At 62.0% G+C, this 15,574-nt stretch carries 12 protein-coding genes and 1 tRNA gene; 5 read left to right on the plus strand and 8 right to left on the minus strand.

Annotated elements, in window-relative coordinates:
* Positions 1–9 precede the first annotated feature (9 nt).
* On the minus strand, positions 10–1,161 hold the full coding sequence (locus FN060_RS00405) for a CobW family GTP-binding protein (protein WP_142586401.1): 1,152 nt from the start codon (positions 1,159–1,161) through the stop codon (positions 10–12).
* A gap of 9 nt (positions 1,162–1,170) precedes the next feature.
* Complete coding sequence (locus FN060_RS00410) at positions 1,171–2,226, minus strand: D-alanyl-D-alanine carboxypeptidase family protein (RefSeq protein ID WP_142586743.1); 1,056 nt, start codon at positions 2,224–2,226, stop codon at positions 1,171–1,173.
* 194 nt (positions 2,227–2,420) lie between these two features.
* Between FN060_RS00410 and FN060_RS00415 the strand changes: the two genes are divergently transcribed.
* Positions 2,421–3,584, plus strand: coding sequence for a M20 aminoacylase family protein (locus FN060_RS00415; RefSeq protein WP_142586402.1), 1,164 nt, complete (start codon positions 2,421–2,423; stop codon positions 3,582–3,584).
* Between the two features lie 87 nt (positions 3,585–3,671).
* A tRNA-Arg gene (locus FN060_RS00420) sits at positions 3,672–3,748 on the plus strand.
* 157 nt (positions 3,749–3,905) lie between these two features.
* On the opposite strand, the gene FN060_RS00425 is transcribed toward FN060_RS00420, so the two are convergent.
* Both FN060_RS00425 and FN060_RS00430 read right to left on the minus strand, forming a co-directional pair.
* Complete coding sequence (locus FN060_RS00425; protein WP_142586403.1) at positions 3,906–5,006, minus strand: methyl-accepting chemotaxis protein; 1,101 nt, start codon at positions 5,004–5,006, stop codon at positions 3,906–3,908.
* A 178-nt stretch (positions 5,007–5,184) separates the two neighbouring features.
* Complete coding sequence (locus FN060_RS00430; protein WP_142586404.1) at positions 5,185–6,402, minus strand: FAD-dependent oxidoreductase; 1,218 nt, start codon at positions 6,400–6,402, stop codon at positions 5,185–5,187.
* Positions 6,403–6,536: 134 nt separating this feature from the next.
* Here FN060_RS00430 and dxr point away from each other — a divergent pair, with 134 nt between their 5' ends.
* Complete coding sequence (gene dxr, locus FN060_RS00435; RefSeq protein WP_142586405.1) at positions 6,537–7,730, plus strand: 1-deoxy-D-xylulose-5-phosphate reductoisomerase; 1,194 nt, start codon at positions 6,537–6,539, stop codon at positions 7,728–7,730.
* A 33-nt stretch (positions 7,731–7,763) separates the two neighbouring features.
* Here the strand turns inward: dxr and hemA are convergent, their stop codons facing one another.
* From hemA to FN060_RS00455, 4 genes are all read right to left on the minus strand, one after another.
* On the minus strand, positions 7,764–8,978 hold the full coding sequence (hemA, locus tag FN060_RS00440) for a 5-aminolevulinate synthase (protein WP_142586406.1): 1,215 nt from the start codon (positions 8,976–8,978) through the stop codon (positions 7,764–7,766).
* A gap of 189 nt (positions 8,979–9,167) precedes the next feature.
* Positions 9,168–9,965 carry an FAD binding domain-containing protein gene (locus FN060_RS00445; RefSeq protein WP_142586407.1) on the minus strand — a complete coding sequence of 266 codons (798 nt, stop codon included), beginning with the start codon at positions 9,963–9,965 and terminating at the stop codon, positions 9,168–9,170.
* Between the two features lie 12 nt (positions 9,966–9,977).
* A complete protein-coding gene (locus FN060_RS00450; protein ID WP_142586408.1) occupies positions 9,978–12,326 on the minus strand; it encodes a xanthine dehydrogenase family protein molybdopterin-binding subunit in 2,349 nt (782 codons plus the stop codon).
* Between the two features lie 102 nt (positions 12,327–12,428).
* Complete coding sequence (locus FN060_RS00455; protein ID WP_142586409.1) at positions 12,429–12,917, minus strand: (2Fe-2S)-binding protein; 489 nt, start codon at positions 12,915–12,917, stop codon at positions 12,429–12,431.
* Between the two features lie 292 nt (positions 12,918–13,209).
* Between FN060_RS00455 and FN060_RS00460 the strand changes: the two genes are divergently transcribed.
* Both FN060_RS00460 and FN060_RS00465 read left to right on the plus strand, forming a co-directional pair.
* Positions 13,210–13,473 (plus strand): YMGG-like glycine zipper-containing protein, encoded by a 264-nt coding sequence (locus FN060_RS00460; RefSeq protein WP_142586410.1) that lies wholly within the window; start codon positions 13,210–13,212, stop codon positions 13,471–13,473.
* A 222-nt stretch (positions 13,474–13,695) separates the two neighbouring features.
* A complete protein-coding gene (locus tag FN060_RS00465) occupies positions 13,696–15,558 on the plus strand; it encodes an autotransporter assembly complex protein TamA (protein WP_142586411.1) in 1,863 nt (620 codons plus the stop codon).
* Positions 15,559–15,574 lie beyond the last annotated feature (16 nt).

Genomic DNA, 15,574 nt, shown 5'->3' on the forward strand with positions numbered 1-15,574 from the left:
AGGCAACCGTTACATCCGCAGTCCCGGGACCGCCAACGGATTGTCTTCAAGCGCGGCGCGATCGGGGCGGTCGACGCGCGGTTGGCCGGTGAAGGCGGCGAAGAGATCCGAAACGAACTCTTCCGACAGTCCCTGCGTGATCAGCACCATGCGCGTACGTCGATCCGAGCCTGCCGGCCAGGCATCGAGCCGCTGGGGCGGGTGAAAGATGGACTGCACGCCGTGCAGCACCAGCGGCCGGTCCGGATTGTCCGACAGCGCCACCACCGCCTTCATACGCAACAGCTTCTCTCCGTGTGCAGAGCGAAGCAGATCGACGAACATGTCGATGGCCGCAGGATCTATGGGGCGATCGCTGACCAGCGAGAACGAGCGAATGTCCTCGCCATGCCGATTGACGTCGTGATGGTGGTGGTGATGGTCACCATGATGATGGTGGTCGCCGTGGTCATGATGATGATGGCCACTCCCTTGAGCGGTCGCCACCAGTTCGTCCTGCAGCCATCGCCCGACATCAGGGCTCTTGGTCGCAGGATCATAGAGACCATTGGCGAGCATCGCAGCGCTCGCGGCTTCCGGAGCGTCGCCGTCCACGCGAGGCGCCCGCGGGTTCAGCCCCGCCAGGCGCGCCTCCAGCGCCTCCAGCTGAGCTGCATCGGTCAACGACTTCTTTGAGACGATGAGCCGATCCGCCACCGCAACCTGCTTTGCAGCTTCCGCATGCCGATCAAGGGTTGCCAGACCATGCACAGCATCGACGACGGTGATGACGCCGTCGAGTTCGAAGTTCTGGGCGATGACCGGGTGTCCCATGATCGATTGCATGACAGGTGCGGGATCCGCAAGACCGGTCGTCTCGATGACGATCCGCCGCAACGGCTTAAGCTTACCGGTCTGTATCGCTTCCATGAAGTAGGCAAGCGTATCGACCATCTCTCCCCGTACCGTGCAGCACAGACAACCGTCGGAGAGTTGAACCAGCGCGTCGCCCGACGCTTCCACGAGGAGGTTATCGATCCCGACCTCGCCGAACTCGTTGATGATGACCGCGGTATCGGTAATGGCCGGATCCTTCAGGATCCGGTTGAGAAGGGTCGACTTTCCGGCGCCGAGAAAACCGGTGAGGATCGAAACGGGAATGCGGCCGGAAGCAGGAGACATGGCCTCGGCTCAGAACGTCGGCCGCGGAAGCGGGATCGGCACGTTGGCGATCTCGTTCTGGCCCTTGGTGCTCGCCGCGACTTCCGAACCTGGAATCAACCCCGCAAAGCTGTAGCGCGGCGGCCGTGACATCTCCTTGATGTAAGGAGAATGCACGATCATCCGCCCGGCATCGTCACGGCCTTCGCTGCGCACCTTGGCTGCCTGCGGGTTGCAGATCTCGGCACTCACGTCATTGACGGTGGCCGTATCACCATAGGGAGCGAGGGCTGAGAGCGACACTCCTTGGCCTGGAGGCGCGGAAAGGCCCTTCTGCAGGAGATCGGCGGATTCGTCCGCACGCCCGGCAAGGCTGTCGGAGCCGAGAACGACGGAAATGACGGTGCGGCCGTTGCGCGTCGCCGACGACACCTGGTTGAACCCGGATGCGCAGATGAAGCCCGTCTTCATGCCGTCAGCGCCGTCGAAGCGGCCGACGAGCATGTTGAAATTGGCATAGTTCTTCTTGCCGGTACTGACACCCTCGAGCGCAAAATATCCGGCATATTCAGGAAACTCCCGCTTCAGCTGCATGGCAAGAACGGCCATGTCCCGGGCGGTCGTATATTGTCCCTTGCCCGGCAGGCCATGCGGGTTGATGAATCGGGTCCAGGTCATCCCCAATCGTCCGGCCTCGGAGTTCATCATCACGATGAACTCGTCAAGGGTACCACCGACAGTCTCCGCGACGGCCACCGCAACGTCATTCGCGGATTTCACCAGCAGCAGCTTGAGGGCACTGTCGAGCGTCAGCTTCGAGCCCGGCTTGAAATACATCTTGCTGGCCGGCTGGTCCGCAGCCTTCTTGCTCATGACCACTTCCGTATCCAGTGCCAGCCTGCCGGACTTCAACGCCTTGAAGGTCACATAGGCGGTCATCAGCTTGGTGAGGGAGGCGGGATACCATTTGCTGAACGCCTCTTCATGGGCGATCACCCGGCCCGTACGGACGTCCACGACCATGCTCGGATTGGCATGAGCGAGACCCGCCGACGCGAACACCACAACGGCAAGGACGGATGCCATCAACCGGGGAAAACGCGGCAGGCTAGGGCGATTGTTCGGCAAGACGGTAACCTCGTTGTGTCGGAAACGAGCGTGGCCATAGGCGGCCTATGTGGCCAAGCAATGGCAAAGAAGATTGATTGCGTCAATCGCAACGGTCACTATGCAGTGGGACGAGGATTCACGATCTCGTATGCGAGGCCCAAGGGGAAAGAATGCCGATCATCAACCGAGCCGCCGAGCTCCAGGCGGAAGCGACGGAATGGCGCCGCCATCTGCACCAGCATCCCGAAATTCTCTACGACGTTCATGAAACCGCTGCCTTCGTGACAGCACGCCTCCACGAGTTCGGGGTGGACGAGATCGTCGGCGGCATCGGCGGTACCGGCGTCGTCGGGATCATCCGCGGCCGGGGGCCGGGCGAACAGACGATCGGGCTGCGCGCCGACATGGACGCCCTGCCGCTTGAAGAGATGACGGGCAAGCCGTGGAGTTCGAAGATGTCCGGCCGCATGCATGCCTGCGGGCATGACGGACACACCGCGATGCTGCTTGGTGCGGCAAAATATCTTGCCGAAACCCGCAATTTCAACGGAGCCATCGCGGTCATCTTCCAGCCGGCCGAGGAAGGCGGCGCCGGAGCGCTGGCGATGATCCAGGACGGCCTGATGGAGCGGTTCCGGATCGACGAGGTCTATGGCATGCACAACATGCCAGGCGTACCGATCGGCCAGTTTGCAATCCGTCGCGGCGCCATCATGGCCGCCCCCGACAAGTTCGCCATCACCGTCAGGGGCCGCGGCGGCCACGCGGCCCAGCCTCACCGAACGATCGACCCCATCCTCGTCGGCACGCAGATCGTCGGCAGCCTGCAGGCGATTGCCGCACGCAATGCCGACCCGCTGGCATCCGTTGTCGTTTCGGTGACCCGCTTCCAGGCGGGAACGACGCACAACATCATTCCCGATTGTGCCGAGCTCGGCGGAACCGTCCGCACCCTCAACGAGGAGGTTCGCGATCTCGCCGAGCAGCGCATCCGACAGATCGTCGCCGGCATTACCCTTGCCCATGATGCGAATGCGAAGATCCACTACGAGCGCAACTGCCCCGTCACCATCAACCACGACGGCGAAACCGGACATGCCGCACGGGCAGCCTCGGACGTGGTGGGCACGGCCAATCTCGATCTGGAGGTGGATCCTTCGATGGCTGGAGAGGACTTTGCCTACATGCTGAGGAGCCGCCCCGGGGCCTTCATCTTCATCGGCAACGGCGACAGCGCGCCTCTCCACAACCCCGCCTATGACTTCAGCGACGAGGCGATCGCCTACGGCATTTCCTATTGGGTGCGGCTGGCGGAACAACGCCTCGCTGATTGACGGCGGTGAACGGAGCCGGAAGCTCGCCTGCCCCGCCCATGAAAAGGCTTGGCTTCGGCAGGCGGCTTTTGTATGGATGCTGGCAATGGTCCCGTAGCTCAGCAGGATAGAGCACCAGATTCCTAATCTGGGGGTCGCGCGTTCGAATCGCGCCGGGATCACCACTCCTCATGTCCTTGCGTTGGAAGATTGCGCTCGGCCAACCCGACCATGCGCGGCGGACGTTGAGGATGAGGCACTGACTTGCCACATCGCCGTCGCTCCGTCGAGGTACTGCTTCCGCATCGCACCGGTGACAGTCGGGCTCGTGAGGGATTCGGATCACCCCAGGTCGAGCGCCGCCCGTATCATGTCGTCGCTCTCGGTCTCCTGCACCACTACGCCATACCAGCCGAGGCCGTCGTAATCCTCATAGCCAAGGGTTTTGGCGAATGCGACGATTGCCCCGTTGCGATCATAGTAGCTGCCCTTGTCCTGCCCGGCCTTCTTCTGCAGGGCGTAGTGGGTGAAGAGCAGCGAGGGGCGCGTGGTGGCGATGACCTTGTTGTTGCCATCAAGGAGCATGACGATCGTCTTCTCGGCGACGTGAGGTGGAAGGTTCGCCTCCTTCTCCACGATCGCCTGCCCCTGGATCTCCCAGTCGAAATAGACGCCGAGCATACCAAGGAGCTGCCCATTCAGCCGTCCACCCTCCCGCACGCCCGTTGCATAGACCAGCGCTTTGCGCCCGTCGTGAAGGCGGCTCGGCTTGACGTCGTCAACGATGTAGTCGTCGCCGGAACCGCAGCGTCTCGCCGCAGCAAACCAGGGCTCGGCCGAAATGGTAGAACCTGCGATCTTTCTCTGGAACGCCGGATTGGCGGAGGCGACGATGCGGCCATCCAGATCTGTCAGCACCAGATCGAGATAGACGGTGTAGAAGCGATTGATAACGCCCAGCCTCTCGGAGGCAACCGCCCGGATTGCAGGATCGTCGCTTGAAAGCGCTTGCCAGAGCGCCGAGTCGGTCGCCCACCAGCGTACGTCCGCCGTACGCTCGAAGAGGTTGCGGACGATGAGCTGGACCAGTGTCTGGGCAAGGTCCGTTAGGCGGACACCTTCCATCTCGACGACGAGCGCATCCGCCATGCTGCGACCAAGGCCGATGCGTCCCAACACACGGGTTTCGAATTTCTCGGCGATCTCCGTCGCCGTCTGCGCAAGGCGCTGCACTTCGTTGGCGACGACTGCAAAGCCCTTCCCCGTGTCTCCGGCCCTTGCCGCCTCGATCAACGCATTGATTGCCAGCAGCCTTATCTGCCTGACCACATTGGCATTGTCGGTGCTGAACCGCTCCAACTCGCTCCCGATGCCTTCGGTCACGATCTTCATGGTGCGCGGCGTTGCCGCCGGATGGATTTTGTCCTGGGGTTTCGCCAGCATTGGACGGCCTTGCTCGTAACGAAAAGATTGAAAACAAATTTGACTGAAATTACTCGGATATACTTTATCAGTACGGTTAATATTACGTTACATCAAATATACTTGCGACGACGGAAGAAGCCGAACCCAGGAACACCAGGTTTCTGCAGGCCAGACTTCCCATGTCCCTATAGGAACGCTAGCGCGGGCGGACATGCTCCATGCGGAAGCCAAGCCCTATCAGCCGGCCCGCGAGATGGGAAAGCACCGGCCAGCGGGCGATTCCGCGGATAAAGGCGGGCGGGCCTCTTCGCTTCTGCGAATCGTCCTGATCCTTCCGGCGGCTGCTGCGCATCATCACCTGGAGTTTCTGGGTTGCCCTCGTCGGGAAACCGCGGCGTTTCTCCACCGCCGCGAGATCACCATCGGTTAGCCGCCCCTCCCGCAGCGGGCGGCCGAGAATATTTGCCGTCGCCACGGCGTCCTGGATTGCAAGGTTCACACCGACACCGCCGATGGGGGACATTGCATGGGCAGCGTCGCCGATGCAGAGGAGCCCTGGCTTCCACCATTGCTTCAGGCGATCGATGCGCACGGTGAGCAGGCTGACATCGTCGAAGCTCCTGATCTCCTCCATGCGATCCGGCGGCAGTGGAGAGACGTCCCGCACCATCTGGCGGAAAGGCTCGATCCCGCCTCGTTTGATCTCGGAGAACGTCCCCTTGCGGACGACGTAACCACACTGCCAGTAATCGCCGCGGTCGATCAGCACCAGGCCCTGACGCGGGCCTGCGTGACCCATGACTTCTACCGGATCTCCCGGTTGTCGGCTGAGCTTCATCCAGAGAACCTCGCTCGGCGTGCCGAGCTTTTCCACCTCGAGCCCCGCCTTTTGCCGGACCACTGAACTGCGGCCATCGGCTCCGACGACGAGCGTGGCCCGGATTGCGGTGGGGCCCCCCTCCGTTTCGACGCGGATCCCGCTTACCCGGCCCCGTTCCACGAGCACGTCCACCACTCGCGCTTGCATGAGCAGCCGAAAATTCGGGTACTGGGCTGCCTTTCGAGCCAGGAAATTCAGGAAATCCCATTGCGGCATGAAGGCTATGAAACGGTGTTTCACCGGCAAGCGCGAGAAATCAGCAATCGTTATGTTGCGCCCGCCGATTTCCGCCGAGAGCTTCGGCGCGCGCGTGTGGGGCAGGGACAGAAACTCCTCCGCCAGCCCCAGTTCGTGCATCACTTCCAGGGTCGAGGGGTGGATCGTATCGCCGCGGAAATCCCTCAGGAAATCGGCGTGTTTCTCCACGACGACGACATCGACGCCGGCGCGGGCAAGCAGGAAGCCGAGCATCAGCCCGGCCGGGCCGGCGCCGGCGATCACGCATGTCGTCTGGAGTTCGTCCTGATGATCCATGTCCCTACTTCGCCCGAACCGTAGCGCCAATCAAGGTGCATCCGGTCGCAGCCTCGACCGACAGGGGGGTGACCCTTGTGACGAACGTGCTTGCCCTGTAGACCCGTCAGGAGATCACCTGCGGGAAACAGAAAATGGCAATAGGCCCTGGCGCGCGGCGCCGCATCTCCATCCTCGGCTCGACCGGATCGATCGGCGTCAGCACGCTCGACGTCGTCGAGCAACTGGGTGGACGTGAGGCCTTCGATCTCGTCGCCATCACCGGCAACAGCAATGTGGAACTCCTGGCGCGGCAGGCGAAGACCTTTGGAGCGAGAATGGCCGTCACGGCGGACGATGCCAGATATGCGGAACTCAAGGAAGCGCTCGCCGGAACAGGCATCGAGGCGGGCGCTGGCCGCAAGGCAGTCATGGAGGCCGCTGCAGCAGAAGCCGAATGGGTGATGGCCGCGATCGTCGGCACAGCCGGTCTGGCGCCGACACTCGCCGCCGCCCGGAGAGGTGCGGACATCGCCTTGGCCAACAAGGAGTGCCTGGTTTCCGCCGGCGATCTCTTCGTGCATGCGGTCACGGAAGGTGGCGGGCGCCTCATCCCCGTGGACAGCGAGCACAGCGCCATCTTCCAGTCCCTGGAAGACGACCAGCATCATGCGATAGAGCGGATTGTGCTCACCGCCTCCGGCGGCCCGTTCCGGACATGGTCGCGCGAACAGATGGCGGACGTCACGGTCGACATCGCGAAGGCGCATCCCAACTGGTCCATGGGCCTGAAGATCTCGATCGGCAGCGCGTCCATGTTCAACAAGGCGCTGGAGATGATCGAGGCGAAGCATCTCTTCGACCTCAGGCCGGAGCAGATCGAGGTGATCGTTCACCCGCAATCAATCATTCATTCCATGGTCGGCTATAGGGACGGTTCAATACTGGCGCAGCTCGGCGCACCCGACATGCGCACCGCCATCGGCTATGCGCTCACCTACCCGGATCGGCCTCAGTTGAACGTCGAGCGGCTCGACTTCGCCAAGCTGGCAAGGCTGGATTTCGAGGCGCCCGACGAGGTGCGCTTCCCGGCATTGCGCCTGGCGCGAACTGCGCTGCAACGCGGAGGCGTCCAGGGCGCGGTGATGAACGCCGCCGAGGAAGTGGCCTTCGACGCCTTCTGCGCCGGACAGATCGGCTTCCTGGCGATGGCCGACATCGCCGAGGAGGTCATGGAGACGATGATCGGGTATCCGGCTGCCGGCTCGATTGACGAGGTCTTTGCCGCGGATGCGGAGGCGCGAAGGAGTGCTGCTGCTCTGGTCTCGAAAAGAACAATGGCCGCATAAGCGGCCATTTGCTTGATCTGCCTGGGGTGAGATTCAGGCAACCGCGCGGGCGAGCGCGCAGCGCGACCAGAGCTGATGAACCCCGTCGACGAGGCGTTCGAGATCGCCATCCGAATGCAGCGGCGTGGGGGTGATGCGCAGGCGCTCCGTCTTGCGCGGGACCGTCGGGTAGTTGATCGGCTGCACATAGATGTCGAACGAGTCGAGCAGGATGTCGGAGATCCACTTGCACTTGGCAGCGTCGCCCACCATGATCGGCACGATGTGGCTGGGATTGTGCATGTGCGGAATGCCACGGGCATCGAGCAGCGAACGCAGCTTCTTGACGCGGTCCTGATGGCGGACGCGTTCGAAGGGGCTGGCCTTCAGGTGCCGGATCGAGGCGATCGCGCCGGCAGCGAGCGTCGGCGGCAGGGCGGTCGTGAAGATGAAGCCGGAAGCAAATGAGCGGATGAAGTCGCAGAGCGCTGTAGACGCCGCGATATAGCCCCCCATCACGCCGAAGGCCTTGCCAAGCGTGCCCTCGATGATCGTCAGGCGGTCCATCAGGCCTTCGCGCTCGGCGATGCCGCCGCCGCGCGGACCGTACATGCCAACCGCATGGACTTCGTCGAGATAGGTCATTGCACGGTATTTGTCGGCGAGATCACAGATCTCCTTGATTGGCGCGATGTCGCCATCCATGGAGTAGACTGATTCGAACGCGATCAGCTTCGGCGCATTCGGGTCGGCTGCCGCAAGCTTTGCCTCCAGGTCGTTGAGGTCGTTGTGCTTCCAGATCACCCGATCGCATTTGGCGTAGCGAATGCCTTCGATCATCGACGCGTGGTTCAACGCATCGGAGAAGATGATGAGGCCGGGGATTTTCTGGCCGAGCGTACCGAGCGTCGCCCAGTTGGAGATATAGCCGGAGGTGAAGACGAGCGCGGATTCCTTGCCGTGAAGATCGGCAAGTTCCTGCTCGAGAAGAACATGGTAGTGGGTGGTGCCAGAGATATTCCGGGTGCCTCCCGCACCCGCGCCACAGTGATCGATCGCCTCATGCATGGCTGCGATCACGGCTGGATGCTGGCCCATGCCGAGATAATCGTTGGAACACCAGACCGTAACTTCCTTGGGACCCTCGGGGGTGTGACGCGTGGCACGAGGGAAACTGCCGCGATGCCGCTCGAGATCGGCGAACACCCGGTAACGGCCTTCCTGGTGAAGACTGTCCAGTTCGCTCTTGAAAAATGCCTCGAAATCCATGTCACACTCCAGAACCCTGTAACGGTTTTGGTTTCTCGCTCGCTCCGCGTCAACCCCGCAGATTGGAATTAATCCAGACTGCGGCAATTGGACGTTATTTCGAGCGGTTCCAGGGTCCGTGGTAGCCGATGCGGGCCACCACGGACTTGATCCACATCAAGTTGGGAAGGATATCCCGACCTCTCCTCTTCACCCGGCTGCCTGGACGGCACGCTTGGCCATTACACGAACAAGATTGGCCCTGTAGTCCGCGCTCGCATGCATGTCGGCGAGCATATCCGCCTGACCGACTTCGGCTGTCATGACGGCTTCGGGCGACCAGGATGATGCCAGTGCTTCTTCCATGCCTCCATGGCGGAACACGCCGTTCGCTCCCGCACCCGTTACAGCCACACAGATCCCGTCCGGGCGCTTGGCGACGAACACCCCGGCAAGCGCATAACGCGAAGCGGGATTGGCAAACTTTGCATAGCCTGCCTTCTCGGGCGCCTCGAAGGTCACGGCGGTCACCATCTCGCCCTCCTCCAGGGCCGTCTCGAAGAGACCGGTGAAGAACTCGTCTGCTCCGATCCACCGGCGATCGGTGATGATCGTCGCCCCGAGACCGAGCATGGCGGCCGGATAGTCAGCGGCCGGATCATTGTTGGCGATCGAACCGCCGATCGTTCCCATGTGCCTGACATGCGGATCGCCGATCATTCCGGCCAGATCGCAGATCGCCGGACAGACCGAGCGCAGGAGCGACGAGCCGGCGACATCCGCATGCGGCGTGGCTGCGCCGATTCGTACATTGCCGCCATCGAGGGAAATTCCCTTGAGGTCGGGAATGTGACGCAGGTCGATCAGGTCCGACGGAGCGGCCAACCGCTGCTTCATCGTTGCGATCAGCGTCATTCCGCCGGACAGATACCGCCCTTCCTCATGCTGGCTCTTGAGTTTAACGGCCTCCTCGACCGAGGAGGCGCGGTGATAGCTCGTTGCATACATGTCCGGTCCTCCTCAGTGTGTCGCGCGCATAGCCTGCCAGACCTTCATCGGTGTGGCGGGCATGGTCAGGTTGTTGTTGCCGATCGCGTCGGTGATGGCATTGATGAGCGCCGGCGGCGAACCGATTGCCCCCGCCTCGCCGCAGCCCTTGATGCCAAGCGGATTGCTTGGACAGGGCGTGTTCTGGTGCGAGAGGTTGAAGGACGGAAGGTCGTCCGCGCGAGGCATGGCATAATCCATGTAGCTCGCGGTGAGCAGCTGGCCGCTTTCCCGATCATAGCGCACTTCTTCGAGCAGCGCCTGACCGATCCCCTGCGCCAGCCCCCCATGCACCTGTCCTTCGACGATCAGTGGATTAATGATATTTCCGAAATCGTCTGCCGCGACGAACTGGATGATCTCAGTCTTGCCCGTCTCCGGATCGACCTCGACCTCCGCGATATAGCAGCCAGCGGGGAAGGTGAAGTTGGCGGGATCGTAGAACGCCGTTTCCTTCAGCCCAGGTTCCATGCCCGATGGCAGGTTATGGGCGGTATAGGCCGCCAGCGCCACCTGGAACCACGGTACGGTCTTGTCCGTACCCGCCACCTTCAGTTCACCGTTCTCGATGACGATGTCGCTGTCATCCGCCTCCATCAGGTGGGCGGCGATCTTCTTCGCCTTCGCCTCGACCTTGTCCAGCGCCTTGACGACCGCCGACATTCCGACCGCTCCGGAGCGGGAACCGTAAGTGCCCATACCCATCTGCACCTTGTCGGTGTCGCCGTGAACGATGTTGACGCTGTCGAGCGGCACGCCGAGCCGCTCCGCCACCAGTTGCGCAAACGTCGTCTCGTGACCCTGTCCATGGCTATGTGAGCCGGTCAGGACTTCGATGGTGCCGACGGCGTTCACCCGCACTTCCGCCGATTCCCACAGACCGACGCCCGCACCCAGAGAGCCGACGGCAGCCGAAGGTGCGATGCCGCAGGCCTCGATGTAGCAGCTCATGCCGATTCCACGGCGCTTGCCACGGCCTTCCGCCTCTGCGCGCCGCGCCGCGAAGCCATCCCAGTCGGCCGCCTGCATGGCGGCACTCAGCGATGCGTCGTAGTCGCCGGCGTCATAATTCATGATGACCGGCGTCTGATAGGGGAACGAACGGATGAAATTCTTGCGCCGCAATTCGGCCGGAGAGATCCCGAGTTCCCTGGCGGCCGTTTCCATCGTCCGCTCCAAGAGATACGTCGCCTCGGGCCGCCCGGCGCCGCGATAGGCATCCACCGGCACGGTGTTGGTGTAGACCGTGCGGACATTGGCATGGATTGACGGGATGGCGTACTGCCCGGAAAGCAGCGTCGCATAGAGATAGGTCGGCACGGCGGAGGAAAAGAGGGACATATAAGCGCCGAGATTGGCGATTGTGTCCACCTTCAGCCCGATGATGCGATGATCGGCGTCGAAGGCCATCTTCACCTTCGAGACATGGTCACGGCCATGCGCATCGGTCAGGAAGGCTTCAGTGCGATCCGAGGTCCACTTGACCGGGACCCCGGTCTTCTTGGATGCCCAGAGACAGACGATCTCCTCCGGATAGATGTAGATCTTCGACCCGAAGCCGCCGCCAACATCGGGAGCGATCACCCTCAGCTTGTTCTCGGGAGCGACATTATAGAACGCGCTCATCACCAGCCGCGCCACATGCGGATTCTGGCTGGTCGTATAGCATGTGTAATGATCTTCGGCCGTGTCATAGATGCCGAGGGTCGCACGCGGCTCCATCGGGTTGGGCGACAGCCGGTTGTTGTGGATCTCGATCTCGGTGACGTGGGCCGCGGTTGCGATCGCCTGGTCCGTCGCCGAACCATCGCCGATCTCCCAGTCGAAAATCAGATTGCCCGGCGCCTCCGGATGTATCTGCGGCGCGCCGGCCTCCAGCGCTGACACCGCCTCCGTCACCGCCGGAAGCTCCTCGTAGTCCACCACGACCGCTTCTGCCGCATCACGTGCTTCCGCCGAGGAATCGGCGACGACGATCGCGACCGCATCGCCGACATAACGGACGATCTCGTGCGCGAGCGGGCGCCAGGCACCCATCTTCATGGGCGATCCGTCTTTGGAATGGATCATCCAGCCGCAAATCAGGTTGCCGATCCCATCGGCCTGTAGCTGCCTGCCGTCCAGCACGTCGATGACGCCCGGCATGGCCTTCGCGGCGGCGGCATCTATGCCGCGTATCCTTGCATGGGCATAGGGGCTGCGAACAAAGTAGGCATATTTCATTCCCGGCACCGACATGTCGTCCGTGTACCGGCCCTTGCCGGTCAGGAAGCGTTTGTCTTCCTTGCGGGTGACACGTGCACCGATTCCTTCAACACCCATTTTCATCTCCTCCAGAAATGAGCGAACAGCAACTTCGAAGGGCGGATACCTCCGGCCGCAGAAGCGGCTGTCGGTCCTATCCGCACGCCTCGGTCTGGCTTGTCATTCCGCCGCCTGCCGACCGGCCGCCATTTCGGCGTCGGCGGCAAGGACTGCCTTGACGATGTTGTGGTATCCGGTGCACCGGCAGATATTGCCTTCCAGTTCATGGCGCACGGTCGCTTCGTCGAGCTTCCCGCCATGACGGTTGATCATGTCCACCGCGGTCATCACCATGCCGGGCGTGCAGAAGCCGCACTGCAGGCCGTGGTGTTCCTTGAAGGCGGCTTGGACGGGATGAAGTTCGCCTTGTGCGGCGATTCCCTCGATGGTCGTGACGCTTGAGCCTGCCGCCTGGACGGCGAGGATGGAACAGCTCTTGACGGATTTGCCGTCCATGTGAACCACGCATGCGCCACACTGGGTCGTGTCACATCCGACATGCGTTCCCGTCAGTCCCAGTTTCTCCCGGATGAAATGAACCAGCAGCGTGCGGTCGTCACACTCGCCGCTCACCGTACGGCCATTCACCGTCAGCGTCACTTTTGCCATCGTGCTCCTCCTCGTGTCTCCTCCAGACACGCTCGCATCATTTTCCTTTTTGCCAGCCCGATCAACCTCTAGCTTTGCGACGAAGGAACATTTTTCCGACGAACGACGAGCGACGGTCCCGCTGGACATGACGCCCGTCAAATTCGGTGCAGAAAGATCCGACGGCGATCGCCTTGGATCTATGGACATCGGCTACGCCCGATCTATTGTTGCAGTCGATGGGGTGCACGAAAGCCGAGGGCGAAGGCGTCACCACCAGCCATTGATGACGTTGAGTCGTGGGAGAGAGACGATGAGAAGAATGCTTGTGCTCGCAATGACGGGACTGATGCTGGCAAGCTGCACCCAGACGGAACAGGGAGCCGCAATCGGTGCCGGCACCGGTGCCGTGATCGGCGGCCTGGCCACAGGCAATGTGCGGGGAGCCGCAGTCGGCGCCGCGATCGGCGGCGTTTCGGGCGCCCTGATCGGCTCTGTCGCCGAGCAGCCCGGCCAGTGCTACTACCGCGACCGCTATGGACGGCGTTACATCGACGACTGCCCCCGCCGTTACTGAGCCGCGCATATCCGGCTGTGGCCCCGGAGCAAGCTCCGGGGCTTTTCTTTTTAATAACAATCACCGAGCCATCAAAAGAGGTGTTCGGCCTCGGCTTTAACCGCTACATAGGCGGACTTGACGCTTGAAAGACGGCTCGGAAGGCAAGGACCGATAGTGTGGGTGCGTAGACCAGTTAGCGAGGCAACTGCCGCCTGCTTCCCAGGACGGATGGTGACGTTCATGGCCTCTGCCGTCGTGATCGGTCTTCTCTCGGCCTCGCCGGCTCATGCTCTCAAGCTGTTCGGCATCAATCTGTTCGGATCCGAGGAAGAGACCATAGAGGTCATCAATCCCGTCCGGTACGACGCCACGCTGTCCACAGGCGACGCCGACTCCGATCTTGCCGAACGCTTGGAGAATGCCGCCTCTCTTGTCAACGATGAGGAACAGCCGGTGTCGGGAGACCTTGGTATCGTCATCAAGGCACGAGAAGACCGGGACCGGCTGGTCGCAGTCCTCTATGAGGAGGCCCGCTATGGCGGCACCGTCCATATCAGCATCGAGGGCGTTGATATCGACGCCCTCCCCCCAAACCCGACTTTCGATCACTCACGCCCTGTGCCGGTTACAGTCAGCGTCATACCCGGCCCGGTCTTCAAGCTCGGCTCGGTGCGGTTCGAGGGTGACGCTGCCGGACGCGATCCCGCCGACTACGACCTTGTCCCGGGAGGAGAAGCCGGTTCACGGGTCATTCTGAAAGCAAGCGAACGTCTGCTTGTCGATGTGAAGGCAGAAGGACGACCGCTGGCGCGTCTGACGGAGCGGCAGGTCACAGCCGACCATCGGACGCTGACGGTGGACGTCGTAACGGGTGTGGTCAGCGGCCCCGAAGCCGACTTCGGCGCGGTGACGGTCAAGGGATCGCGAACCGTGAAGGCAGATTTCATCCGTCGCTATTCGCGACTGGACAAGGGTGACCGCTATTCGCCCGAGCAGTTGCGGAAGGCATCGGAACGTCTGCGTGAACTGGGCGTATTTTCAAGCATCACGATCCGCGAGGCAGAAGCGCTTGCACCCGACGGAACACTTCCCCTCACCATCGAGGTTTCCGAGGGCAAGCATCGCTATTTCGGATTCGGTGCAGAATATTCCTCGCTGGATGGCGCAGGCCTGCAGGGCTACTGGGGCCACCGAAACCTCTTCGGGGAGGCTGAAGCGCTTCGGATAGAAGGCAAGGTATCGGGTATCGGCGCCACAACGGACGTGACGACCTTCGACTATTCCGCCGGCATCGTCTTCACCAAACCAGGATTCCCCGTTCCGGAAGCCACATTCGAGTCGCGTCTGGAGGCGAAAAGCGAGACGCCCGACGACATATACGAAGCGCAGACGGTCATCGGCTCTGCCGGCCTCTCCTACGAACTCAACGAGACCGACACGCTGAAGGCTGGCGGAGAAATTGCCTGGATCAATGCCGACGACGCCTTCGGCGAAAACGATTACCTGACATTCAGCGTCCCCGTCGCGTTCGAGCGGGATGCCCGTAACAACAAGCTTGACCCGACGGAGGGATACTGGGCGACGATCTCGGCAAAGCCCTCCTACGAATTCTTCAACGGTAACGTCTTTTCCTCGTTTGAAGGGTCGCTCTCCGGCTATCTGGGTCTGGGAGCCGAAGACAACATCGTCCTCGCGGGCAAGGTTTCGGCCGGCACGCTGATCGGTGCGGAAGATCTCGCCGACATCCCCGTGACCCGCCGGTTCTTCGCTGGCGGCGGAGGATCGGTCCGCGGCTATGCTTTCCGTGAGATTTCGCCCTATAATGACGCCGAGGAAGCCTTGGGCGGACGCTCTTACGCGCTCGCATCATTCGAGGTCAGGACCAAGATCACCGAGAATATCGGTCTGGTACCATTCATTGACGTCGGGACGGTCTCGACCGAAATCGTGCCTGATTTCTCCGATATCCGTGCCGGTGCGGGTATCGGGATTCGGTATGCGACGCCATTCGGGCCGCTCCGCCTCGACGTTGCAGTACCGCTTCGGAAATATGACGGCGGCAGCGACTACGGCATCTATGCCGGGATCGGGCAATCGTTCTGACAGCGCCGCGAGGCGA

The sequence above is a fragment of the Pseudorhizobium halotolerans genome, assembly GCF_902153235.2.
Taxonomy (GTDB): domain Bacteria; phylum Pseudomonadota; class Alphaproteobacteria; order Rhizobiales; family Rhizobiaceae; genus Neorhizobium; species Neorhizobium flavum.

Coding starts and splice junctions, on each gene's coding strand:
- FN060_RS00405 (WP_142586401.1), bottom strand. CDS start 1,161: ATGTCTCCTGCTTCCGGCCGCATTCCCGTTTCGATCCTCACCGGTTTT.
- FN060_RS00410 (WP_142586743.1), bottom strand. CDS start 2,226: ATGGCATCCGTCCTTGCCGTTGTGGTGTTCGCGTCGGCGGGTCTCGCT.
- FN060_RS00415 (WP_142586402.1), top strand. CDS start 2,421: ATGCCGATCATCAACCGAGCCGCCGAGCTCCAGGCGGAAGCGACGGAA.
- FN060_RS00425 (WP_142586403.1), bottom strand. CDS start 5,006: ATGCTGGCGAAACCCCAGGACAAAATCCATCCGGCGGCAACGCCGCGC.
- FN060_RS00430 (WP_142586404.1), bottom strand. CDS start 6,402: ATGGATCATCAGGACGAACTCCAGACGACATGCGTGATCGCCGGCGCC.
- dxr (WP_142586405.1), top strand. CDS start 6,537: ATGGCAATAGGCCCTGGCGCGCGGCGCCGCATCTCCATCCTCGGCTCG.
- hemA (WP_142586406.1), bottom strand. CDS start 8,978: ATGGATTTCGAGGCATTTTTCAAGAGCGAACTGGACAGTCTTCACCAG.
- FN060_RS00445 (WP_142586407.1), bottom strand. CDS start 9,965: ATGTATGCAACGAGCTATCACCGCGCCTCCTCGGTCGAGGAGGCCGTT.
- FN060_RS00450 (WP_142586408.1), bottom strand. CDS start 12,326: ATGGGTGTTGAAGGAATCGGTGCACGTGTCACCCGCAAGGAAGACAAA.
- FN060_RS00455 (WP_142586409.1), bottom strand. CDS start 12,917: ATGGCAAAAGTGACGCTGACGGTGAATGGCCGTACGGTGAGCGGCGAG.
- FN060_RS00460 (WP_142586410.1), top strand. CDS start 13,210: ATGAGAAGAATGCTTGTGCTCGCAATGACGGGACTGATGCTGGCAAGC.
- FN060_RS00465 (WP_142586411.1), top strand. CDS start 13,696: ATGGCCTCTGCCGTCGTGATCGGTCTTCTCTCGGCCTCGCCGGCTCAT.